The sequence below is a fragment of the Bacillus sp. FSL K6-2944 genome (assembly GCF_038005385.1).
Taxonomy (GTDB): Bacteria; Bacillota; Bacilli; order Bacillales; family Bacillaceae_G; genus Bacillus_A; species Bacillus_A cereus.
Map to the genome: position 1 here is coordinate 3,514,088 of NZ_JBBOTE010000001.1, position 20,672 is coordinate 3,534,759.

The window sequence follows — 20,672 nt, forward strand, 5'->3', positions numbered from 1 at the left end:
ACATGCTATTCTTTTAGGCAGGAAATGTAGAAAATGAGGTCGATATATTATGCATTATGATGTTATTGTCATCGGCGGCGGTCCTTCTGGGCTAATGGCTGCAATTGGTGCTGCAGAAGAAGGCGCAAATGTCTTACTTCTTGATAAAGGAAATAAACTTGGGCGTAAACTTGCAATTTCTGGTGGCGGACGCTGTAACGTAACGAACCGTCTACCACTTGATGAAATTGTTAAACATATACCAGGAAACGGTCGCTTCTTATACAGCGCTTTTTCTATTTTTAATAATGAAGATATTATTACATTCTTCGAAAATCTCGGTGTTAAATTGAAAGAAGAAGACCACGGTCGCATGTTCCCTGTGTCAAACAAAGCACAATCTGTTGTAGACGCACTTTTAACACGATTAAAAGACTTAGGTGTAAAAATTCGTACAAATACGCCTGTTGAAACGATTGAATATGAAAATGGTCAAACAAAAGCAGTTATACTGCAAACAGGCGAAGTGTTAGAAACAAATCACGTCGTTATCGCTGTTGGCGGAAAATCAGTTCCTCAAACTGGATCTACTGGAGACGGATATGCTTGGGCTGAAAAAGCGGGTCATACAATCACAGAATTATTCCCAACAGAAGTACCTATCCTTTCAAACGAGCCGTTTATACGTGACCGCTCATTACAAGGTCTTGCTTTACGTGATATAAACTTAAGTGTATTAAACCCGAAAGGAAAAGCTATCATTTCTCACAAAATGGACATGCTCTTCACTCATTTCGGCCTATCTGGACCTGCTGCTCTTCGCTGTAGCCAATTCGTCGTGAAAGCACTGAAAAAGTTTAAAACGAATACAATACAAATGAGTATTGATGCATTGCCAGAGGAAAATAGTGAACAACTATTTCAGCGCATGCTGAAACAAATGAAAGAAGATCCGAAAAAAGGAATTAAAAACGTTTTAAAAGGTTATGTTCCTGAACGTTACTTCCTATTCTTATTAGAAAAAAATGAAATTGACGGCAGCGAACAAGCTGGACAAGTTTCTCACGAAAAGATTCGTGCACTTGTGAAAGACTTTAAAGAGTTTGCTGTGAATGTAAATGGTACGCAGTCAATTGAAAAAGCATTCGTTACTGGCGGCGGTGTATCCGTGAAAGAAATTAATCCGAAAGAAATGTCTTCTAAATTTACGAACGGCTTATATTTCTGCGGAGAAGTTCTTGATATTCATGGTTATACTGGTGGCTATAATATTACATCAGCCCTTGTTACTGGTAGAATTGCCGGAACGACAGCTGGAGAAAACGCGAAAATGCAGTATTAAAAAAGAAACAGGGATTCCTGTTTCTTTTTTTATATGTACATGAAATTATATGAGCGATTCCACAAATATATCAGCGATTCCGCAACTTATATCGGCTATTTTCCAAATTTATCAGCGATTCTGCAACTTATATCGGCGATTTTCCAAATATATCGACTTACCGACAAGAAACGACAAATATAGGCTCCACTTAACTTCCCATTGCTTTTTTGTTGCTTTATATACCTTAGTACCTTTATATTTTATATTGTTGAATATTTAAAAAAGGGTAAGGGGAAAACAAATGAGAAAAAAAGTCATGATGTCTTTAATGTTAATGACGTTTCTTTCTGCGGTAGAAGGAACGATTGTTAGTACAGCAATCCCTCGTATAACGAGTGATTTGTCAGGCGTCGAACTTGTTAGTTGGGTATATGCAATTTATATGCTTGCAACAGCTGTTTCGACTCCAATATACGGAAAGCTCGCTGATTTATTTGGCCGTAAAAAAGTTTTACTGATCGGAGCTACAATCTTTTTAGTCGGTTCTGCACTTTGCGGAGTCGTTACATCGATGGAACAATTAATCTTCTTCCGCGCGCTTCAAGGTATCGGTGCTGGTGCTGTTATGCCAATCACAATGACGATTATTGGAGACTTATATAGCGAAGCGAAAGACCGCGCGAAAGCACAAGGTTGGATGAGTGCCGTTTGGGGTGTATCCGGTGTTATCGGACCGTTAGTAGGTGGATTTTTAGTTGATTCCCTTTCTTGGCGTTATATTTTCTTCCTAAACGTTCCATTCGGAATTATCGCTTGCTTAATGATTGCAATTTACTACAAAGAATCTATTAAACCTGCTAAGCATCATATCGATTATCTTGGTGCAACAGTCTTCTCATTAAGTACAATCGCTCTACTATATGCATTATTAACAGGTAGCAGTAAGCAAAACTGGGGAGACATGACAATTATCGGCCTATTAATCTTTGCCGCTATTTCATTTATTATTTTCTTATTCATCGAGAAGAAATCTCCGGAACCATTAATTCCGCTAGCACTTTTCTCTAACCGTACATTATCTACGATAAATATATTAACTCTTATTGCTGGCGCAATGATTATTAGTATTACAATGTACCTTCCAATTTGGAGCCAAGGTGTATTAGGGAAAAACGCTACAGAAGCTGGACTTATTTTAATGCCAATTCCTGTTATGTGGACATTTGGCGCTATTTTCTCTGGTAACTTAGTAGGCAAATTAAAAACGAAACAAATCATTTTACTTGGAGCTAGCATTTTATCAGTCGCTACGTTCTTATTATTTACACTATCAACAAATTCACCATCGTTCCTTATTTATGTAGCAGTCGGATTATTCGGCTTAGGAATGGGGCTTGTGACACCGATTTACATGGTAACAATTCAAGCAGCCGTACCAGCTCATACACGCGGAACAGCTGTTGGTTTAAACACATTTATTAATACATTTAGTCAAACGTTAGGTGCTGCAATATTCGGTACAATCTTCAATACGATGATTCACGCACGTGGTATTAAAAATCTTGATCTTGTATCTGGTGGACATGGCGGTACTACAGCAAACGTAGTAACCGAATCGCAATCTGCATTAGCATCAAGCGTACACGTCATTTATATGAGCACTTTCGTATTAGCAGTATTTACATTAATTATCGCTTGGCTCTTATTAAAGCCAGCTACACAAACAAGTGAGCAACAATAAAAAGGATGACCATTTTGGTCATCCTTTTTTATTCTTCATTCTCCACAATATGTTTCAGCATGGATAATTTATTATCCCAAAAACGTTCATAATACGAGAGCCATTGTTGTAATTCTTCTAATGGTTCTGGATGCAAACGATATATCTTCTCTCTTCCGCTTTTTCTTCCACTTACTAAATTCGCTTCTGAAAGAATATGAAGGTGCTTTACAACCGCAGTACGACTCATCGGAAAATGATCCGTTATTTTGGAAATCGGTAACTCTTTGTCACTTAATAACCGTATTACTTCTCGGCGGGTTGGATCAGCAATTGCTTGAAATACATCATATTTCGCTGCTGACGAGGACACTTAGCCTTCGACAACCTTTTTCAGTTTTTCATTTACAATCGCTACCCAACCACCGCTCATTCTATCGCGAATAATAGAGCTCTTCGCATTTGCTTTCGGAAGAATTTCATCAGGATGTTTCCAGCCGCCGTGAATTAACGTAAATTCTGTTTTGTTATCTCCTAAGTCTTTCAAATCAAATGAAACAACCCAGCCATCTGTATCCCATGAGAAAGATAAATGGTTTGGTTCATCAATTTCTAATACTTTACATGGTGATGGCCCAAATGGTGATTGCACATGAAATTCATGTCCTACCTCTAATACAAAATCATTTGGCATAAACCATGACGCAATCCCTTCTGCAGTTGATACTACACTCCATACCTTTTGAATAGACGCGTTAAAAACGATTGTTTGTTTAATATCATTTAATGTATTTTGTTGTTCCATTTTCATTCTCCTTTACTCGGCGTTACAACATAACACCTTTTGGTTACACTTTGATAATATAACACCTTTTAGTTTCATGTCAACGCTAATTCTTTTACTGTTGAGAAATTCTCAACATTTTTTCAACAGGACAAACACCCTCTTAGCATTTCCTCATAATATACTCACAAAGGCAATACAAAATAAAAACTTCTCTCAACATGAAACTCCATCATTCATATTGAAAGAAGCGCCTTACTTATATCATGCGTACTTCGTCTCTCCTCCTTCCCTCAGGGACAATACGCGAGATATGACAAATCAGAAGGAATATGCCCACCATTTGAGTAGGTAGTTATTTCTCTTCTCCTCAACATTTCCTCAGGAGCGAAATGACTACCGACTCACTTTTTTCAAACAAAATAAAAAGGGGTTGAACGCTATGTTCTATTGTATTAACTGCTCTGATATTCATCATGAAAAACATCCAAATGATAAAGTATTCAAAAACGGTTTTTATATTGATCCATTTTTAGGTGATCGTTATCACCTTGGTATGTGTAAAGATGCCCAAAACCATGAAACAGGGGAGCCTCTTTTAACGACAAAGAAATCAGGCGCCCCCCAATCTATTATGAATGTATTACCGACACATGTTGTCCCAACATAAAGCATAAAAAAGAGCTGGCTCACCCAGCTCTTTTTTATGCTTTATAAACGATCATTGCTGAAAAACAATAAATTTGGTTTTCATCGTCGTTAATGGAAACACCAACTTGATATTTAATATCTACCAAGTTGCTATCATCAATCTTTTTCAAAAAAACATTTACAGCATCTTCTAAGTCTTTTTCGTGACTTTCATCAAATACTTTCACACGAATCATGTTAACACCGTCCTAGATCGCAGCCCTCCGCCGCTTGATTATTGCCACGGTGCGTATCTATGATGCGATAAAACTTTCCATTCTCATATATATATCCGTCTTCTAACACATATTCTTTATCTTCAGTATAGACATAAAACTTACCTATCATAAATTTACTCGTATATAATTCCAAATAATTTGGTCTAAATTTAGCTACAACTTTATTTGTAATATCAATTTTTATTGTGCGCCCCACCTTCTCTCCCTCCTTTGCAAAGAACGGATTTAGGTATATTGTATTAGCGCTTTTACATTTTATGCTTAAAAATAAGTGGATATGCCTTCTTTCTTCACCTGTACTATTTTTCTAAAAAAATCACGATAAATAAGGTCCCAAAAAAAAACATAAAAAAGCACTTTATCTTATTGACTCGAATATAAATATTATGTTATTATATAAAATTTGACATTTTTACATACTTATGCTATCATTAAAAGTGGTTACCACATATGGAGGTGGATGATTTGTTTCAAATTGGTGATAAAATCGTTTATCCAATGCACGGTGCAGGAATCATTGAAGCAATTGAAGAGAAAGAAATATTAGGTACTTCACGTCAATATTGTGTGATACGCATCATTAGTAAAGATATGCAAGTAATGCTTCCGATGGATCAATTAAAAAAATCGGGTATTCGTTATATCGTTGATCGAGGTACGTTAGATGATATACTTCTTGAATTTCAAAACGGGGAGTCAGACACATCACTCTCATGGAAACAAAGATATACAATGAATATGGAAAAAATGAAAAACGGCAATTTACAAGATAGCGCAGAAGTTGTTCGGGATTTACTTCGCCGCAATAAAGAGAGAACTTTAAATGCGAGTGAAAAACAAATGCTAGATAACGCCCGAAAAATGATGATCAGTGAAGTTGCACTCGTACAAAATGTTTCTGAACATCAAGCAACAGAATTTCTTCAAGATACAATTAATCACTAAATTTAAAATAGCTGGCCGCTATTTTTTTTTGTAAAAAAAGGACGAAGAGTTTTATCTCTTCGTCCTTTTATATTACCCACGCCCAGCTTGAAACGATGGATATAACGTCATTCCACCATCTGCAAATAGCGTAATTCCCGTTACGTAACTCGCCTCTGATGAAGCAAGCCAAGTTGCTACTGCTGCGATTTCTTCAGGTTTTCCAATATAGCCCATAGGTATCATACTTTCTACGTCAGCACGTTTTTTAGGATCAGCAAACTTTTCTGCATTGATTGGCGTATTAATTGCACCTGGTCCTATATTATTTACTCGAATACCTTTTGGTGCATACTCTAGCGCTAACGTTTCTGTCATCAGTTTAATGCCACCCTTACTTGCTGCATAGTGCACAAATAGTGGCCACGGAATTTTCTCATGAACACTAGACATATTAATGACAGAACCTTTAATATCATGTTCTACAAAATATTTAATCGCTTCACGACTTCCTAAAAAAGCACCTGTTAAATTTGTATTAATTACCCTATTCCAATCTTCAAGCGGCATTTCATGCGACGGTACCGCGTTTTCTATCCCTGCATTATTAATCATAACGTCAAGCGTACCAAACTCTTTCACAGCAGATTGAATGAGATTCACAACATCTGATTCGACGGTTACATCACCTTTTACAGCAATCGCTTCGCCGCCTACCTTTTTAATTTCTTCTAACACATCATTCGCTTCTGATTCTCGTGAGCGATAATTAATAACCACTTTCGCTTTTTCCTTAGCAAACCTCACTCCCATCGCTCTTCCAAGACCAGTTGCTGATCCTGTAATAACGACAACTTTCCCTGCTAAATCACTATACATTTCCATACCTCCTTTAACTTTTGGCTATACCTAACATAATTCCGGCTGCGATAATAAAAACAATACCGACAACGATACCCGTTAATTGACGTTTCGTTTTCTTTTCACCTAATATAAGGATCCCACCAAGCGTGGAAATAATAATTCCCATTTGCGATAGCGAGAAACTTGTTGCGACTCCAACACGCGGCTGCGAAATGAATAAAAACATATTTCCAGCTGCCCAAATTAATCCTGGAATAATATTTCGGATTGCATATTTATTAAATGGATGATGTTTAAAGGTAAGCAAAATCCCACCTAACACCATACCAACTGCTTGTGGCAACAAAGCTGACCAACCATCTACGTTAAATAGTCTAATCACTACTACGTAAACTAAATAGCCAACTGTTGAAATTAATAAAATTACGATACCTCTTTTAAAGTTTGCTGCTTGCTCTGCATTCTTTTCTTCTTCACTTTGAAGCGATGTTAAAATAACACCGATAATAATACAAACGAGCGCTAAAATCCCAAGGACGACCGATATTGTCGTGGACCATTCATGAAATACGATAACGCCAAATAAAGTCGTCGCGACTAATTGAAGTCCTGTTGAAATTGGCATCGTCCTCGAAACACCCATTAAATCAATACTTTTCAATTGATTTGCCTGACCAAGCGCCCAAAATAAACCTGACACAACTCCAACTCCGATAACGGTAGGTGTTAATACTGGCTTCATAAAAATATAAACAACAATTGAGAAAATAAGTGCTCCAAACGTTGTTCCGAGCGTTTGACTATACGGTCCCCCGCCCAGTTTTACGTTAAATAGCACAATACTTCCCCAAAATATAGCTGGTAAAATCGCTAAAAATATATCCATCACTCATTACCTTTCTTTACTAAATGCATAGGTTATCACTCTAAGTCATTAGAGTGAGCTTTTATTTTTTCTTTTTCCCGTTCACAAACTTTTTCTGCAATAGCGTCAGAAACATTCTTTTCTCGCTCCACTTTCTTTATCTTTACGTGATCTAAATGGTCTTCCAAAGTAAGCGTAACTCTATCGTTCGGGGGATTATGCGCTCCTTGAAATGTAAGAAATTGTAGCTTCACTTCATACCTAGGAACAAATTCATCTTTCTTGCCGAGACGCTTTATATTTATAACTGAAGCACATTCATATTGATCTTCTGTCACTTGTCTAATAACTGAATAGTACCTATTTGATAATGCACTCTCTAAAAGCTGTTCTCTTGATTCTTTCGCGAAAGAATCACTTGGAGAAGAGAAAAAAGACGCACATAGCATTGTCATAACTACACATATTTTTTTCATAATTCCCTCCTTGTTCTATAGATTAGTGTTCTCAAAACTGCCATAAAAAAACGACTTTCCCTATATAGGAAAGTCGTTTTAATGAATCCAATATTAACCACCGCTCACTGGTGGGATTAGTGCAACAACATCACCAGATTGGACCCTGTCATCTTCATTTGCATATTCTTCATTAATCGCAACCATAATTGGCTCTGAAACTGGTACATTATATTCGTTCGCAACAACATCTTTTAACTGTGCAACCGTAATATTTTCTTTCTCTATTTGTAATTCACTTGTCCCTGCTTCTTCTTGCAAGTGCGCAAATAACAATACTCGAATCATACTTATAGCTCCTTCCCAGGCTCTCCCGCCGGATATGGTGTTTTTTCTAATTGATCACCAATCCATGAGTCACCATCTTCCCAAAACTCCTTTTTCCAAATCGGAACAATTTGTTTTATGCGTTCCATAATATATTCGTTCGCTTCATAAGCCGCTTTACGGTGTGGTGTTGAAACAGCAACAACAACCGCTATATCAGAAATTTGCAACGTACCGATGCGATGTGTAATCGCAACGTGTGTACCTGGCCATTTCTCTTTCACTTCTAATCCGATTTTCTCTAGCATCTTTTCTGCCATCGTTTTATAAGCGACATATTCTAAGTATAATGTACGACGCCCTTTCGTAAACTCTCTAACCGTTCCAATAAATGTTGTAACAGCACCGCATTCACGTCGAATTACTTTCTTCGTTACCTCTTCAATCGAGATTTCTGTATCAATTACTTCATAATATGTATTTGTCATTTCGCACTCCTAACCGTTTGTAAAAACCAGTCTATGTACAACTCTTCTTCTGTTATATGAAATACTTTATATTCTTCTCGTATATTTACTGGGACATCATACCACGTAATAACCGCCACTATATTTTCTACTTTATGTAAAAGCTCAGCATCTTCCGCAGAACGAAGTAACACTACTTTCGGGTAGTTCTCTTTTTTATAGCCCTCTATTAAAATTGTATCCACTTTAAAAAACTCATATAAGCGAATAATTTCTTGCAAGGACCATTTCTTTCTTAGTGAAGAAAGTGAAAGTAATCCAGCACCTTCTACACTACTTACGACAGCACCAGCTTTACGGTGTCGTTCGCTATCTTTTTGCGCTACTTCTGGAAAACCTCCGTGCCCGTGATGTTTAATTGTAGCAACTTTCATTTCGCTTTCGGCTAATGCATGCACAATTTTCTCTACAAGTGTCGTTTTTCCGCTATTTTGATACCCTACTATTTGTAAGATTGAAGGGGCTTCGCCCATGGCCACTCACATCCCTCAGAGTGCTCTAACAATAATATGGATACTTTCATTCCGGTCTCAAATCCTCTCGTTCCTCCGGGTAACACGATAAAAGCATTCGCATCTGCAAGTGAAGATACCGCACTCGATTTATCTAAACCAACCGGCATCGCTTGTAACGCCCCATCCACAATTGTTACGTTCGCTCTTACGAAACGAGTAAATGGATTTGGCTTCGGAAAATCTTTTTGTAAAATAGCATCCGCTCTATATACGTGAGGTTCCTTCGCATACAAATACGTTTTTATAATTGGATGCACAAATAATTCAAAGCCTACATAACAAGCAGACGGATTTCCTGATAAACCAAAGAGTAACTTTCCATCAACTTCAGCTACTGTCGTTACACTTCCGGGCCTCATGGCTATCTTATTAAAGAGTACATTTGCCTGTAATCTTTCATAAATAGCTGGTAAGTAGTCATAATCTCCTACTGATACACCGCCTGTTGTAATTAAAATGTCGACCTCATCCATCGCTGATTGAACAGCTGTAAAACATGCCTCTAACTCATCCGCGAGTTGACCATAATAACGAACTTTCCCGCCAGCTTTCATAATTTGAGCTGCGATCATATACGAGTTACTATTTCTAATTTTCCCCGGTTCTAACGGCTCATGTACTTCTAATAATTCACTTCCTGTCGTTACAATACCGACAACAGGCTGTTTTACAACTTTCACCGTGCTATATCCAAACGTTGCTAGTAAGGCCGCAACACCTGGATTAATTGCAACACCTTTCTTAACGAGAACTTGATTTTGTTTTATATCTTCTCCTTTAAATGACACATTGTCACCGTTATTAAAAGGGCGTTTTAACTTCATATATGTTTTCCCGTTCTTCTCAAACCCTTCTGTCAGCTCTAGCATTACGACTGCATTGCAATCTTCTGGAATAGCTGCTCCTGTCATAATGCGAATTGCTTCAAAAGCTCCTACTTCCTCTAAAAAAACGGAACCCGCCCCGATTTCTCCTATTACTTCAAATTCAACTGGATTCTCTTGAGTTGCTTCTTTCGTATCTTCTGCTCGAATGGCGAAACCATCGTAAGGGGAACGATCAAAATGAGGAACGTCATGATCTGAGACAACATCTTCCCCGAGAATTCTCCCGTAACTTTCCGTAATAGAAATTTCTTCTACTTCACCATGCTTCGCATATTTCATTACCCGTTCTACTGCCTCAGCAACTTGAATTGGAATTCGTTTTTCTACCATCGTTTCTCACCTGTTATGAAGTGACCTTTGTCAATAGTTTTTCACCCATAATATTTTTCTTGATGGCATACAAAAGCTTCAGAAATAAGATCTATCGACAGTTAACCACTCTGTTATTCGTGGATTGGTTACCTCAGGTTAATGGTTCGTCGTTAGGCTCTTATAATCTCACTGCGTGGATCACACCTTTTCAAATTCTAATAAATAGCTTGTTTATCAGAATTTCAGCCATGCCAGAAGAGGTGAGTCATAGATAGCCAGACCTGTAATTCACTATCTCTGAAGCTCATCTATGCCATCAATTGATACCTTTGGTTTCTAACTATGAATGAATCAATCAACTTCATATCCTTCCCTCTTTATTTTCGGTGAATTTTACCTGTTTCTAATCCCCATATAAAACACCCCAGTTCTCTTGCGATAGCTGTAACGGCAACATTTCTAGGTTTCCCTTGATATATCATGCGATAATATTTTCTTTGTAACCTTTCTACAGCCTGATCCGCATAAGCAATCACTTCGCTTCGTTGCCCTTTTTGTCTTGCTTTCACTCGCTTCGATTTTAATCCGATTGTTCCTTTTACCAACGCATTTGCACATTCTACAAGAGTAGACCTAACGGTCGAATTTCCTTGTTTTGTAATCGAACGTCGACTGATTTTTTCTCCACTTGAGCTTTCGCTTGGTGTCAATCCTACATAAGCCATAAATGCTTTAGCCGTGGGAAAACGAGTGAAGTCTGCAATTTCCACATGAACAGTCATTGCCGATGTTGTATCTATACCTTTTAAGCATCTTAAATTTGCGATTGGTTCTTCGTACCTTTCACGATGAGATAATTCTTCTAATCTCAGACTGAACCGCTCAATTTTATCGACTAGAACATCATACTGTAATAGGTATTCGCCTAACGTTTCTTTGAATAATCCTTGTAGATCAAGATTCTTTAACCATTTCATATAAGCGATTGTCCAGCTTGATTTCCCTTCATACACATAGCCATGCCTTAAAAGGAATGCTTTTATCTGTTGTTTTATTTTTTTCAAAGATGTTTTAAAATCACCTAACATGCGGATATACTCTTTCACGGCAACATCCTCTTCTTCTGGAACATATACTTCTTTATAGGTGCCATTTGCTAAATTAAGAGCAATCATTTTGGCATCGAATTTATCATTTTTAACCATTTTATTTTTTGATGAACTGTACATTGTTGTGGGAGCTAAAATATCACAATCAATTCCATTTTGTTCAAGAAGATTATGAAGTGAATACCCTAAACAACCAGCCTCATATCCAGCTTTAATTTTTATATCTTCACCATATTTTGTTTTCAGTTTCTCAACGAATTTTTTTACGAGAGATACATTTGAAGCACATCGTGCTTCTCTTACAATTTCCCCAGTTGTTCCGTGTAGTGCACATAAGCTAAAACTTTCCTTGTGGACATCCATCCCAATATAGATTATATTTTCCATAGTGGCCTCCTATTATCATAGGGTATAACCCCATTCATAATGTTTTCATTCATTATTATGGGTTAAAATCCCTGACTTGATAATCTAGGAGGTCGCTTCATATTATCTCATATTTGCAAATTTTTTTATCTCGATTAAACTTTATATATTCAATAGAAATTACTTCAAGGAGGAATTCCATGTCTTCATTTACACATTTCAATGACCAAGGACGCGCAAAAATGGTTGATATAAGCGACAAAAAAGCAACCGTTCGAACAGCAATTGCGTGCTCTAGCATTGTCGTTACGAAAGAAATTTACGATAAAATCTCTCACAATGAAATTGGGAAAGGTGACGTATTAGCAGTTGCGCAAATCGCAGGCATTATGGCCGCGAAACGTACTTCTGATATTATCCCAATGTGCCACCCTTTATTATTAAAAGGTGTTGACGTTTCTTTCGATTGGAAACAATCAGAAGAACAATATCGTTTACTCATTGAAGTAAAAGTTAAAACAGAAGGTAGCACCGGTGTTGAAATGGAAGCTTTAACAGCTGCTTCCGCTACCGCTCTTACTGTGTATGATATGTGTAAAGCTGTCGATAAAGGTATGATTATCGGCGAAACGTACTTACTTGAAAAAACAGGTGGAAAAAGTGGAGATTATGCGAGAAATTCATAATCCTCTCTCCGTTGAGCCTAAAGGGTTTCCTTTAGGTTCAACCTATATATCTTGCATATAAACTTTTCGCTACATTCATATCATTCGTCCCATGAATGAACGCCCTGCCATCTGTAAATAAAACAAAACGATATTCTTCTACCGGAAATGATAATAAATAAGGTGTCGCCTTTATCTCTACGCTTCTTTGTAAGCGTTTTTTAATTTCTTCTAAATTAAAATTCTTCCGCACACCCGGGCGAATTTGTACTGTATTCCGCCCACATAACACTTCTGTTTTCGTTTGTCCTTCAAATGTTAAACTCGGATATGTACGTAACCTTCCGCAAGATAAACAAGTATCTTTTTTCTGCCTATTCACTTTAAATGCCATCTGTTGATTATTCCAAAGATCAAACGATAACATCGTTTCACGAAGCGCACCAAAGTCTTCTACTAATATTTTCAGCGCTTCCGTAATTTGATGCGCAACTACTAATTGTACTGCCGGTTGTATAATACCAGCTGTGTCACATGTTGCACCGCTCGCTGGATGCTCCATTAAACAGCGAAAACACGGGGTTTTCCCTGGTAAAATTGTATACGTTACTCCGTAGCTTCCGACACACCCACCATATATCCACGGAATATTATACTTTTGTGAAATATCATTAATAAGAAGACGCGTTTCAAAATTATCTGTCGCATCTAATATTAAATCTACATCATTCACTAATTCTTCCATTTCTTGCACCGTGACATCCGTCACAACCGGATTTATTTCTACCTCAGAATTAATCGCTTTTAAATGCTCTGCAGCCGCTACCGCCTTCGGTTTATACTGCTTTGCATCTTCTTCTGTGTATAGTTGTTGTCTTTGTAAATTACTCCATTCTACATAATCACGATCAGCAATCGTTACTTTTCCAACCCCTGCTCTAACAATCGCTTCTGCATTTGCCGCACCGAGAGCACCAGCACCAATAATAAGCACATGCTTCTCTCTTATTTTTCTCTGTCCTTCTTCTCCAACACCAGAAAATAATATTTGTCTTGAATATCGCTCCTGCATGCGATAGCCCCCTTTCTTATCCTCCTATATAAGACATTTCGATTTTCGGACGATTTTTTGCACTTTCTTCTGTTCGTTCATCCGAATACCTATCTTTTCTATTCATCCATACATCTTGTATAACACTTAATAACTCCTCATCCGAAAGATTTCCTCTAAGAAGTTCTCTTACATCCAAACCCTCTGTCGCAAATAAGCACGTATAAAACTTTCCATCTGCCGAAATTCTCGCCCTCGTACAAGAGGCACAAAATGACTCAGAGACAGATGTAATAAAACCAACTTCAACATTTGTTCCAACGTACCGATATCGCTTCGCAACTTCACCAAAGTAATGCGCTTCAGCTGGCTCAAGCGGATACACCTTATGAATCATCTCAATCAATTCTCGTTTTGTAACGACTTGATCAAAATTCCACCCATTTGTACTACCAACATCCATAAACTCAATAAACCGAAGCGTGATTCCTTGCTCTTTAAAATACGCAGCCATCGGAAGTACCTGATGATCGTTCATCCCTTTTTTCACAACCATATTTACCTTTACTCCCAGCCCCGCCTCTTTAGCTGCTATAATTCCCTTAATTACCGGTTTCGTATTAATATTTCGACCATTAATATTCTTAAATATGTCATCATCTATCGCATCTAAACTAACATTCACTCTATGTAATCCAGCTTCTTTTAATGCCTTCGCTTGTTTCGTTAAATGAATAGCATTTGTCGTTAACCCTATATCTATTAGCCCATCAATTTTCACAAGACGTGCAATAAGTTTTGTTAAATCTTTACGAAGTAGTGGCTCACCACCAGTAATTCTAATTTTTCGTACACCGATGTTAACAAATAATTTTGCCAAACGCTCAATTTCATCAAAAGTTAGTAAAAACTCATCTTTCAAAAAAGCATAATCTGGCCCAAATATTTCCGCTGGCATACAATATGTACATCTAAAATTGCAACGATCAATGACAGATATACGTAAATCTTGAAGTGGGCGTCCAAAAAAATCTTTAACCATCTCCTGCATCGCCACCCTCCCTTTCTGCCAAATTTCTTTCTTTTCATTCTATTATAATATATTTTCGAACTACGATGTTTTTGCTCAAGGGAATAAAGTGAAACTTTAAATAATTAGAGGGGATCCACTCCCCCCTGGTTAACGAGGTTTACTTACAAATACAAAGATAAAAAAACCTTGAAACATAAAAGTTTCAAGGTTTTTTGCTTATTAACTTAATCTAATAATAGTTAGGGTAGCCCCTGGCGTTGCTGTAGATAATGTAGCTACTGCAACTACTCCAAATAACTGTAAGCTAACAGCAGCTCCAGCAGGCAAGTTAGCGATTATTGTTGCACTAAATGAACCAGTAGCCACTGTCGGAGCGTTTATCGTTCCCGCAAGCGGACTGCCATTTACAGTTATACGAGAACTTACAACTAATCCTGCCGTTAAATTAATTGTATAAGCTATATAATAATTTCCTGCATTCGCAACTGTAAATACAGTATTTCCACCACTAACGGTTATTCCTGGACCAATATTTTGATTGTTCGGTAATGGTACATTCGTACCACCTAATAAAACGGAAATAGCGGTTCCTGATGTATTATTCGCAAATGCATACGTTGCAGTTGTACTAACTCCAGTCGCCCCGGTCGCTCCAGTGGCTCCAGCTCCGGTTGGACCTGTATCTCCAGTTGGACCTTGTGAACCGGTTGCTCCTGTTGCCCCCGTTACTCCTTGGATTCCTTGCGGGCCTTGAATTCCTTGTGGTCCTTGCACTCCTTGTGCACCTGTTGCTCCTTGAATCCCTTGTATTCCTTGCACTCCTTGTGCGCCCATCGGACCGGTTGGACCAATCGCCCCTTGTATTCCTTGCACTCCTTGGGGCCCCTCTGGACCGGTTGCTCCTATTTCCCCTTGTATCCCTTGAATTCCAGTTGCTCCTTGTGCTCCAGTTGCTCCCGTTATCCCTTGCACACCTTGTATTCCCTGTATTCCTTGTGGACCTTGTGGGCCGGTTGCTCCTTGCACTCCTTGAATTCCTTGTATTCCCTGAGGACCCTCTGGACCCGTTGCTCCAACTGGCCCTTGAACACCTTGTATTCCTTGCGGGCCCTGCAGTCCCTCTGGGCCTTCTGGGCCGGTTGGACCTATCTCTCCTTGTATCCCTTGGATTCCAGTTGGACCTTGTGACCCAGTCGGACCTATGTCACCTTGCGGACCTTGGATTCCCTGTGGGCCTTGTGCTCCTGTTCCCCCTGTCGCTCCTTGGATTCCTTGAGAACCTTGTGGGCCTTGAATTCCTTGTGGGCCAGTTGGACCTATGTCGCCTTGTGGGCCTTGAATCCCTTGCGGACCTTGATCTCCTGTGGCCCCCGTTACTCCTTGAATTCCTTGGGGACCTTGAACACCTTGTGGCCCTGTTGGACCTATCTCTCCCTGCACACCTTGGATTCCTTGCGGACCCTGTAAACCCGTCACTCCGGTTGCTCCCGTTTCTCCTGTCGCTCCTGTCACTCCAGTTGAGCCTGTCGCCCCAGTATCTCCTGTTACTCCTGTCGCCCCGGTTGCTCCTGTCGGGCCAGGTGGTCCACCAGATGGACCAGTTACTCCCGCCGGACCTGATGGCCCCGTTGGGCCGGTCGGTCCTGCTGGTCCTCCAGACGGGCCTGTTACCCCTGTTGGACCAGTTACTCCTGTTGGGCCTGTAGTGCCTTCCCCTGTCGCCCCAGTTGCTCCCATATCTCCTGTTGCCCCCGTCGGACCTTGGATTCCTTGAATTCCTTGTGGACCTTGCACTCCTTGTGCACCCGTCGCTCCTTGAATTCCTTGTACTCCTTGCACTCCTTGTGGCCCCATCGGACCGGTTGGACCAATCGCCCCTTGAGCACCTTGCACTCCTTGTGGCCCCTCTGGACCCGTTGCTCCTATTTCCCCTTGTATCCCTTGAATTCCAGTTGCTCCTTGTACTCCTGTTGCTCCCGTTATCCCTTGCACACCTTGTATTCCCTGAATTCCTTGTGGGCCTTGTGGGCCTGTTGCTCCTACCGGTCCTTGAATGCCTTGTATCCCCTGGGGACCCTCTGGACCCGTCGCTCCAACTGGCCCTGGCACACCTTGTATTCCTTGCGGGCCCTGCAGTCCCTCTGGGCCTTCTGGACCTGTTGGTCCTATATCACCCCATCGGACCTTGTATCCCTTGAACTCCCTGTGGCCCTGTTGCTCCTGATGGCCCTGGTACTCCTTGTATACCTTGTGGACCTTGATCTCCTGTGGCCCCTGTTACCCCTTGTGGCCCTATAACCCCCTGTATACCTTGTGGACCTTGATCTCCTGTGGCTCCCGTTGCCCCTTGAATACCTTGAACTCCTTGTATTCCTTGTTCACCAGTTACTCCCGTCGGACCCGGAATACCTTGAATACCCTGCGAACCTTCTGGACCTGTTGGCCCAATTGGTCCTTGAATCCCTTGGATTCCTTGCAAGCCCTGTGCTCCCGTACTTCCAGTCGGACCTGTACTTCCCGTTGCTCCTGTTACCCCTGTACTTCCTGTAGCCCCAGTATTCCCCGTTGCTCCAGTCGCACCTGTACTTCCACTCGGTCCGCCACCCGGACCTGTCGCACCAGTCGGCCCCGTCGGACCAGGAGGTCCTCCAGATGGTCCAGTTATTCCAGTTGGACCTGTTATTCCAGTCGGGCCTGTTATCCCCTGACCAGTTGCTCCAGTCGCTCCGGTTGCACCTGTATTTCCACTCGGTCCTGGTGTTCCTGGTGTTCCTTGTATCCCTTGTGCTCCTTGTATTCCTTGTGGACCAGTTGCACCCGGTAACCCTTGGACGCCTTGAATTCCTTGAGATCCCTCAGGTCCCGTCGCTCCAATTGGCCCCTGTAATCCCTGTATCCCTTGTATACCTTGTGCCCCAGTCGCTCCCATTGGACCAATCGGACCTTGTAACCCTTGCACACCTTGAGGTCCTGTCGCTCCAGTTTCTCCTTGTGGTCCTCTCAGTCCTTGTGGCCCCTGCTGTCCTTCTGGTCCAGTTGCACCTATTGGACCAACTGATCCTTGTATCCCTTGCACACCTTGAGGTCCTGTCGGGCCCATCTCCCCCATCGGACCTTGTAATCCTCTTGGTCCTTGAGGTCCTGTTGGGCCTTGTGGACCGGTTGGACCAGTAATCCCTATACCTGTAAATCCAGTTGGAACAGGGGGGAAAGTAGGCCCAATAAGTTCTGGTGGAATTCTAAAATTAGAGCTTAACGAATTTTGCTTCCGATTATTATCACGATTCTTCACACTTTCACCACCTACAAACCGTCTTTTTCATAATAAATAAGCCTCTTCTTAATCTATTTACAAAAATAATTTCCAAGACTATTTTTATTTTAAATAATAAAAACTCCCTTAATTCCTTAAGGGAGTCCTGCAATTGAATCCATATTATCTGTATTAGGGACAGCTTGTGCTATACCCGATGTATTTACACTTTGCCCCATATTTGTTCCTGTTACAGTACCAGCAGGAGTGCCTCTTGTATATGTTGTCGTCACCGAATCACCCGGCTGTAAACAAAGCTTCGTCTCCGTCCCTATTACTGTAACAACATCAATCCAAGTGCACCCCATTGAACCACTATATGATTTCGAAGCAGTAAATGAAGTATCACTCAAATTATCACCGGTAAATATATTCCCAGTGTTATTCACAATAAGAAATTCTTTTATATGAGCAGGCATAATTACACTCTACCTTTCCTCTATGAACCTAATGTACGTGTACTTGTTGCTAACGGCGGAAGAAACACTGATGTTCTAATGACTGCTTCTGGCTGTCTTTTCCCATTTAAAAAAATAGCCGCACTCGACCCTCCAGCACCTGCATATACTTTTGCTACAGCTAAAGGCGAGATATCATAACAGTCGCCGACATTAACAGCTCCTGTATTATTAATAATTTTTACTTTACGCAAATTAATCCCCATTTACCCCTCCTCCTTTTTATACTGTATGCAAAAGAAAAAAACTTGAAACAGACTCGTTTCAAGTTTTTAACTATTAACTATTTCGTTTCACCTTCATATTGAAGCATACCGCCAACCATATTCACTGTTTTAAATCCTTGCTCATTTAAATAATGACATACATTTTCACTGCGCATTCCTGAACGACAAATAAAGATATATTCATTCTCTTTATTAAAGAAATCTACTTTATGTGGGATATCGCCCATTTTAATATGTACAGCTTCTGGAATCTTTCCTGCCGCTACTTCTTCATCTTCTCTTACGTCTACTAAAAATAACGTTTCTCCATTTTCTAAACGCTCTTGTACCTCTTCTGTAGTAATTGTTTTAACTTCTGTCATATGTAGTTCCTCCTTATATACAATAAAACCTTTAGTTTCTTTTTCACAAACATTCTCTACCAATTTTAGCACGCAAAAGAAAGAACGCAAAGAATCGAAAAACTATTTCTCAATTTTCTCGCAAAACTTATTCTTTACAAACATAACTCTTGCATTGTATCCTCAATATACTTGTCTTATGAAAGGAGCCAATGAAAATGACACTTTCCCTTTTCATAATGGGCATCATTTTCTTAATCGCTGCAATTATTACTCTTAGTATGAAAAATACTAAAAAAATAAAATCACCCCAAGAAATGTCATTCTTATTTCTATTGCTTAGTATCGCATTCTTCGGTATAGCAATTGCCACATATATTTTCCGTCTACAAATCATGTAAAAAAAGGTGCCTACTACAAACATTGCACCTTTTCCCCATCATTTGTCTTCTAAACAAAACTAGATACTTTCCGATTTAAAAATTCATAAACTTTCTTTTCAAATAAATGAATATCAAATGCTCCCGCCATATGCCCATTTATACTTTCTATCTCATACACTTCCGCATACTTCCCTTGTTTTTGCAAAATATCTACCATTTTATAGTTGTAACGAGACGGCTGAAGCAAATCTTGTTTACATGGAATCATAAGTACATTCGCTTCTATGTTAGAAAGAGATTCTTCTAATGAAGAAAAACCATGTGTAATATCATGCAATAAAACTGCCTTTGCAGTATACATCCATGAATTTGCATCTACTAACTCTATACTTCTATATGTCGCTTTATTTATCTCTTTTTCAAATGATGTTAGTGTAGAAAACTTTTCATAAGGTTTTATCTCTATACTATTACGAGGAAATGCCATTTCATAAAAATGCTCATCAAACGCGTTCATAAACATCATTCTATTTGCTAAATGAAGCCCCTTTATCGGCTGCTCTTCTCCATATTTTCCACCTTTCCAACTTGGATCCAGTTGAATTGCTTCAATCGCATTTTGCGCTACGTTTACTGACGTAATAATTGGATTTTGTGGGTTCGTAATAACGCCAATCATCCGCTCTACCATATGTGGATAGTGAACCGCCCATTGTTGTGCAATCATTCCCCCTGCCGACGGTCCAATTACAGCGTGTAATCTTGAAATTCCCATACCTTTTATTAACTCATATTGCATACGAGCTATATCAAGAAATGTAAAAACCGGAAAATCCATAGCATATTCTTCTCCAGTTTCTGGATTAATCGATTTCGGTCCTGTTGTAATCACATATGGATTTCTCACCTGCACATTACAAAGATTATCTGTACATATAACAAAATACTTATTTGTATCAATTGCTTTTCCAGGTCCAATGAGCCCATCCCACCAACCAGACTCCTCATCATGCACTGTATATTTTCCTGCCGCATGACTTGTTGCACTAAAATAATGACAAACCAAAATCACATTTGACCTTTCTCTATTTACCGTACCATATGTCTCGTATCCCATTTGAACAGGAATTTCCCTGCCATTTTCAAACGTAAACCCTTTTAAAACAAACTTCTCCTTTTTTACAATTTGCACAGATTCTCCCTCTTCCCGTTATAGTATGAACTGCTTACTAAAGATTTTTTTCCATGCAAACTAATCTCCTTCTTCTTTTCATAAATAAATGAATAATATACAAAATTAGCCACAAAATAGCA

24 protein-coding genes and 1 pseudogene are annotated in these 20,672 nt (G+C 39.5%); 6 read left to right on the top strand and 19 right to left on the bottom strand.

Translation table 11 applies throughout. The features are described 5' to 3' along the window. The first annotated feature begins 49 nt into the window (after positions 1-49). Together MHH55_RS17895 and MHH55_RS17900 are read left to right on the top strand one after the other, a co-directional pair. On the top strand, positions 50-1,321 hold the full coding sequence (locus MHH55_RS17895) for a BaiN/RdsA family NAD(P)/FAD-dependent oxidoreductase (RefSeq protein WP_078186250.1): 1,272 nt from the start codon (positions 50-52) through the stop codon (positions 1,319-1,321). A 283-nt stretch (positions 1,322-1,604) separates the two neighbouring features. After that, positions 1,605-3,044 (top strand): MDR family MFS transporter, encoded by a 1,440-nt coding sequence (locus MHH55_RS17900; protein ID WP_001228021.1) that lies wholly within the window; start codon positions 1,605-1,607, stop codon positions 3,042-3,044. Positions 3,045-3,072: 28 nt separating this feature from the next. Here the strand turns inward: MHH55_RS17900 and MHH55_RS17905 are convergent, their stop codons facing one another. Further along, positions 3,073-3,396, bottom strand: a complete 324-nt coding sequence (locus MHH55_RS17905) for an ArsR/SmtB family transcription factor (protein WP_000098837.1) — start codon at positions 3,394-3,396, stop codon at positions 3,073-3,075. Continuing rightward, positions 3,397-3,828 (bottom strand): SRPBCC family protein, encoded by a 432-nt coding sequence (locus MHH55_RS17910; protein WP_000437765.1) that lies wholly within the window; start codon positions 3,826-3,828, stop codon positions 3,397-3,399. It abuts the gene before it with no gap. A gap of 421 nt (positions 3,829-4,249) precedes the next feature. Here MHH55_RS17910 and MHH55_RS17915 point away from each other — a divergent pair, with 421 nt between their 5' ends. Beyond that, on the top strand, positions 4,250-4,477 hold the full coding sequence (locus MHH55_RS17915) for a DUF3973 domain-containing protein (protein WP_078186251.1): 228 nt from the start codon (positions 4,250-4,252) through the stop codon (positions 4,475-4,477). A 34-nt stretch (positions 4,478-4,511) separates the two neighbouring features. Here the strand turns inward: MHH55_RS17915 and MHH55_RS17920 are convergent, their stop codons facing one another. Together MHH55_RS17920 and MHH55_RS17925 are read right to left on the bottom strand one after the other, a co-directional pair. Continuing rightward, a complete protein-coding gene (locus MHH55_RS17920; protein ID WP_078186252.1) occupies positions 4,512-4,694 on the bottom strand; it encodes a sporulation protein Cse60 in 183 nt (60 codons plus the stop codon). Position 4,695: 1 nt separating this feature from the next. After that, positions 4,696-4,932: a DUF2553 family protein gene (locus MHH55_RS17925; RefSeq protein WP_000533803.1), complete on the bottom strand. Its 237-nt coding sequence runs from the start codon at positions 4,930-4,932 to the stop codon at positions 4,696-4,698. Positions 4,933-5,186: 254 nt separating this feature from the next. Between MHH55_RS17925 and MHH55_RS17930 the strand changes: the two genes are divergently transcribed. Next, complete coding sequence (locus MHH55_RS17930) at positions 5,187-5,681, top strand: CarD family transcriptional regulator (RefSeq protein WP_000451445.1); 495 nt, start codon at positions 5,187-5,189, stop codon at positions 5,679-5,681. Between the two features lie 72 nt (positions 5,682-5,753). Here MHH55_RS17930 and MHH55_RS17935 read toward each other — a convergent pair whose 3' ends face one another. The 8 genes from MHH55_RS17935 to MHH55_RS17970 all read right to left on the bottom strand — a co-directional run bounded on the left by MHH55_RS17935 (position 5,754) and on the right by MHH55_RS17970 (position 11,908). Then, complete coding sequence (locus MHH55_RS17935; RefSeq protein ID WP_000286673.1) at positions 5,754-6,539, bottom strand: glucose 1-dehydrogenase; 786 nt, start codon at positions 6,537-6,539, stop codon at positions 5,754-5,756. Positions 6,540-6,552: 13 nt separating this feature from the next. Continuing rightward, a complete protein-coding gene (glcU, locus tag MHH55_RS17940; protein ID WP_000350861.1) occupies positions 6,553-7,410 on the bottom strand; it encodes a glucose uptake protein GlcU in 858 nt (285 codons plus the stop codon). Positions 7,411-7,445: 35 nt separating this feature from the next. After that, positions 7,446-7,865, bottom strand: a complete 420-nt coding sequence (locus tag MHH55_RS17945) for a DUF3888 domain-containing protein (RefSeq protein WP_000717687.1) — start codon at positions 7,863-7,865, stop codon at positions 7,446-7,448. A 93-nt stretch (positions 7,866-7,958) separates the two neighbouring features. Beyond that, a complete protein-coding gene (gene moaD, locus MHH55_RS17950) occupies positions 7,959-8,192 on the bottom strand; it encodes a molybdopterin converting factor subunit 1 (protein ID WP_000621778.1) in 234 nt (77 codons plus the stop codon). A gap of 2 nt (positions 8,193-8,194) precedes the next feature. Further along, positions 8,195-8,659 (bottom strand): molybdopterin synthase catalytic subunit MoaE, encoded by a 465-nt coding sequence (moaE, locus tag MHH55_RS17955; protein WP_000185942.1) that lies wholly within the window; start codon positions 8,657-8,659, stop codon positions 8,195-8,197. Beyond that, on the bottom strand, positions 8,656-9,171 hold the full coding sequence (gene mobB / locus MHH55_RS17960; RefSeq protein ID WP_000503325.1) for a molybdopterin-guanine dinucleotide biosynthesis protein B: 516 nt from the start codon (positions 9,169-9,171) through the stop codon (positions 8,656-8,658). The genes moaE and mobB overlap by 4 nt, the downstream gene beginning before the upstream one ends. Further along, complete coding sequence (locus MHH55_RS17965) at positions 9,141-10,430, bottom strand: molybdopterin molybdotransferase MoeA (RefSeq protein ID WP_078186253.1); 1,290 nt, start codon at positions 10,428-10,430, stop codon at positions 9,141-9,143. The genes mobB and MHH55_RS17965 overlap by 31 nt, the downstream gene beginning before the upstream one ends. A gap of 359 nt (positions 10,431-10,789) precedes the next feature. After that, positions 10,790-11,908 (bottom strand): IS110 family transposase, encoded by a 1,119-nt coding sequence (locus tag MHH55_RS17970; RefSeq protein ID WP_340880263.1) that lies wholly within the window; start codon positions 11,906-11,908, stop codon positions 10,790-10,792. A 179-nt stretch (positions 11,909-12,087) separates the two neighbouring features. Between MHH55_RS17970 and moaC the strand changes: the two genes are divergently transcribed. Further along, on the top strand, positions 12,088-12,573 hold the full coding sequence (gene moaC, locus MHH55_RS17975; RefSeq protein WP_078186254.1) for a cyclic pyranopterin monophosphate synthase MoaC: 486 nt from the start codon (positions 12,088-12,090) through the stop codon (positions 12,571-12,573). Positions 12,574-12,610: 37 nt separating this feature from the next. Here the strand turns inward: moaC and MHH55_RS17980 are convergent, their stop codons facing one another. The 6 genes and pseudogenes from MHH55_RS17980 to MHH55_RS18005 form a co-directional block, all read right to left on the bottom strand. Then, positions 12,611-13,624: a molybdopterin-synthase adenylyltransferase MoeB gene (locus MHH55_RS17980; protein WP_048656111.1), complete on the bottom strand. Its 1,014-nt coding sequence runs from the start codon at positions 13,622-13,624 to the stop codon at positions 12,611-12,613. A gap of 16 nt (positions 13,625-13,640) precedes the next feature. Further along, a complete protein-coding gene (moaA, locus tag MHH55_RS17985) occupies positions 13,641-14,654 on the bottom strand; it encodes a GTP 3',8-cyclase MoaA (protein WP_078186255.1) in 1,014 nt (337 codons plus the stop codon). Between the two features lie 201 nt (positions 14,655-14,855). Beyond that, a pseudogene (locus MHH55_RS17990) lies at positions 14,856-17,928 on the bottom strand (BclA-related collagen-like exosporium protein). Between the two features lie 116 nt (positions 17,929-18,044). After that, the gene (locus tag MHH55_RS17995) at positions 18,045-18,368 is read right to left on the bottom strand and encodes a hypothetical protein (protein ID WP_078186256.1); all 324 of its coding nucleotides are present in this window, start codon (positions 18,366-18,368) and stop codon (positions 18,045-18,047) included. A gap of 20 nt (positions 18,369-18,388) precedes the next feature. Further along, positions 18,389-18,613: a spore germination protein gene (locus MHH55_RS18000; RefSeq protein WP_000512463.1), complete on the bottom strand. Its 225-nt coding sequence runs from the start codon at positions 18,611-18,613 to the stop codon at positions 18,389-18,391. Positions 18,614-18,690: 77 nt separating this feature from the next. Next, complete coding sequence (locus tag MHH55_RS18005; protein ID WP_000141207.1) at positions 18,691-18,996, bottom strand: rhodanese-like domain-containing protein; 306 nt, start codon at positions 18,994-18,996, stop codon at positions 18,691-18,693. Between the two features lie 197 nt (positions 18,997-19,193). On the opposite strand from MHH55_RS18005, the gene MHH55_RS18010 reads away from it, so the two are divergent. Further along, a complete protein-coding gene (locus MHH55_RS18010; protein WP_000175905.1) occupies positions 19,194-19,376 on the top strand; it encodes a hypothetical protein in 183 nt (60 codons plus the stop codon). A 49-nt stretch (positions 19,377-19,425) separates the two neighbouring features. On the opposite strand, the gene MHH55_RS18015 is transcribed toward MHH55_RS18010, so the two are convergent. Continuing rightward, the gene (locus MHH55_RS18015; RefSeq protein ID WP_078186257.1) at positions 19,426-20,550 is read right to left on the bottom strand and encodes an alpha/beta fold hydrolase; all 1,125 of its coding nucleotides are present in this window, start codon (positions 20,548-20,550) and stop codon (positions 19,426-19,428) included. Positions 20,551-20,672 lie beyond the last annotated feature (122 nt).

What these genes read in the sequence shown, in the direction of transcription:
- MHH55_RS17895 (WP_078186250.1), top strand. Translation starts at nt 50, where the DNA reads ATGCATTATGATGTTATTGTCATCGGCGGCGGTCCTTCTGGGCTAATG.
- MHH55_RS17900 (WP_001228021.1), top strand. Translation starts at nt 1,605, where the DNA reads ATGAGAAAAAAAGTCATGATGTCTTTAATGTTAATGACGTTTCTTTCT.
- MHH55_RS17910 (WP_000437765.1), bottom strand. Translation starts at nt 3,828, where the DNA reads ATGGAACAACAAAATACATTAAATGATATTAAACAAACAATCGTTTTT.
- MHH55_RS17915 (WP_078186251.1), top strand. Translation starts at nt 4,250, where the DNA reads ATGTTCTATTGTATTAACTGCTCTGATATTCATCATGAAAAACATCCA.
- MHH55_RS17920 (WP_078186252.1), bottom strand. Translation starts at nt 4,694, where the DNA reads ATGATTCGTGTGAAAGTATTTGATGAAAGTCACGAAAAAGACTTAGAA.
- MHH55_RS17930 (WP_000451445.1), top strand. Translation starts at nt 5,187, where the DNA reads ATGGAGGTGGATGATTTGTTTCAAATTGGTGATAAAATCGTTTATCCA.
- MHH55_RS17935 (WP_000286673.1), bottom strand. Translation starts at nt 6,539, where the DNA reads ATGTATAGTGATTTAGCAGGGAAAGTTGTCGTTATTACAGGATCAGCA.
- glcU (WP_000350861.1), bottom strand. Translation starts at nt 7,410, where the DNA reads ATGGATATATTTTTAGCGATTTTACCAGCTATATTTTGGGGAAGTATT.
- MHH55_RS17945 (WP_000717687.1), bottom strand. Translation starts at nt 7,865, where the DNA reads ATGAAAAAAATATGTGTAGTTATGACAATGCTATGTGCGTCTTTTTTC.
- moaD (WP_000621778.1), bottom strand. Translation starts at nt 8,192, where the DNA reads ATGATTCGAGTATTGTTATTTGCGCACTTGCAAGAAGAAGCAGGGACA.
- moaE (WP_000185942.1), bottom strand. Translation starts at nt 8,659, where the DNA reads ATGACAAATACATATTATGAAGTAATTGATACAGAAATCTCGATTGAA.
- mobB (WP_000503325.1), bottom strand. Translation starts at nt 9,171, where the DNA reads ATGGGCGAAGCCCCTTCAATCTTACAAATAGTAGGGTATCAAAATAGC.
- MHH55_RS17965 (WP_078186253.1), bottom strand. Translation starts at nt 10,430, where the DNA reads ATGGTAGAAAAACGAATTCCAATTCAAGTTGCTGAGGCAGTAGAACGG.
- MHH55_RS17970 (WP_340880263.1), bottom strand. Translation starts at nt 11,908, where the DNA reads ATGGAAAATATAATCTATATTGGGATGGATGTCCACAAGGAAAGTTTT.
- moaC (WP_078186254.1), top strand. Translation starts at nt 12,088, where the DNA reads ATGTCTTCATTTACACATTTCAATGACCAAGGACGCGCAAAAATGGTT.
- MHH55_RS17980 (WP_048656111.1), bottom strand. Translation starts at nt 13,624, where the DNA reads ATGCAGGAGCGATATTCAAGACAAATATTATTTTCTGGTGTTGGAGAA.
- moaA (WP_078186255.1), bottom strand. Translation starts at nt 14,654, where the DNA reads ATGCAGGAGATGGTTAAAGATTTTTTTGGACGCCCACTTCAAGATTTA.
- MHH55_RS17995 (WP_078186256.1), bottom strand. Translation starts at nt 18,368, where the DNA reads ATGCCTGCTCATATAAAAGAATTTCTTATTGTGAATAACACTGGGAAT.
- MHH55_RS18000 (WP_000512463.1), bottom strand. Translation starts at nt 18,613, where the DNA reads ATGGGGATTAATTTGCGTAAAGTAAAAATTATTAATAATACAGGAGCT.
- MHH55_RS18005 (WP_000141207.1), bottom strand. Translation starts at nt 18,996, where the DNA reads ATGACAGAAGTTAAAACAATTACTACAGAAGAGGTACAAGAGCGTTTA.
- MHH55_RS18010 (WP_000175905.1), top strand. Translation starts at nt 19,194, where the DNA reads ATGACACTTTCCCTTTTCATAATGGGCATCATTTTCTTAATCGCTGCA.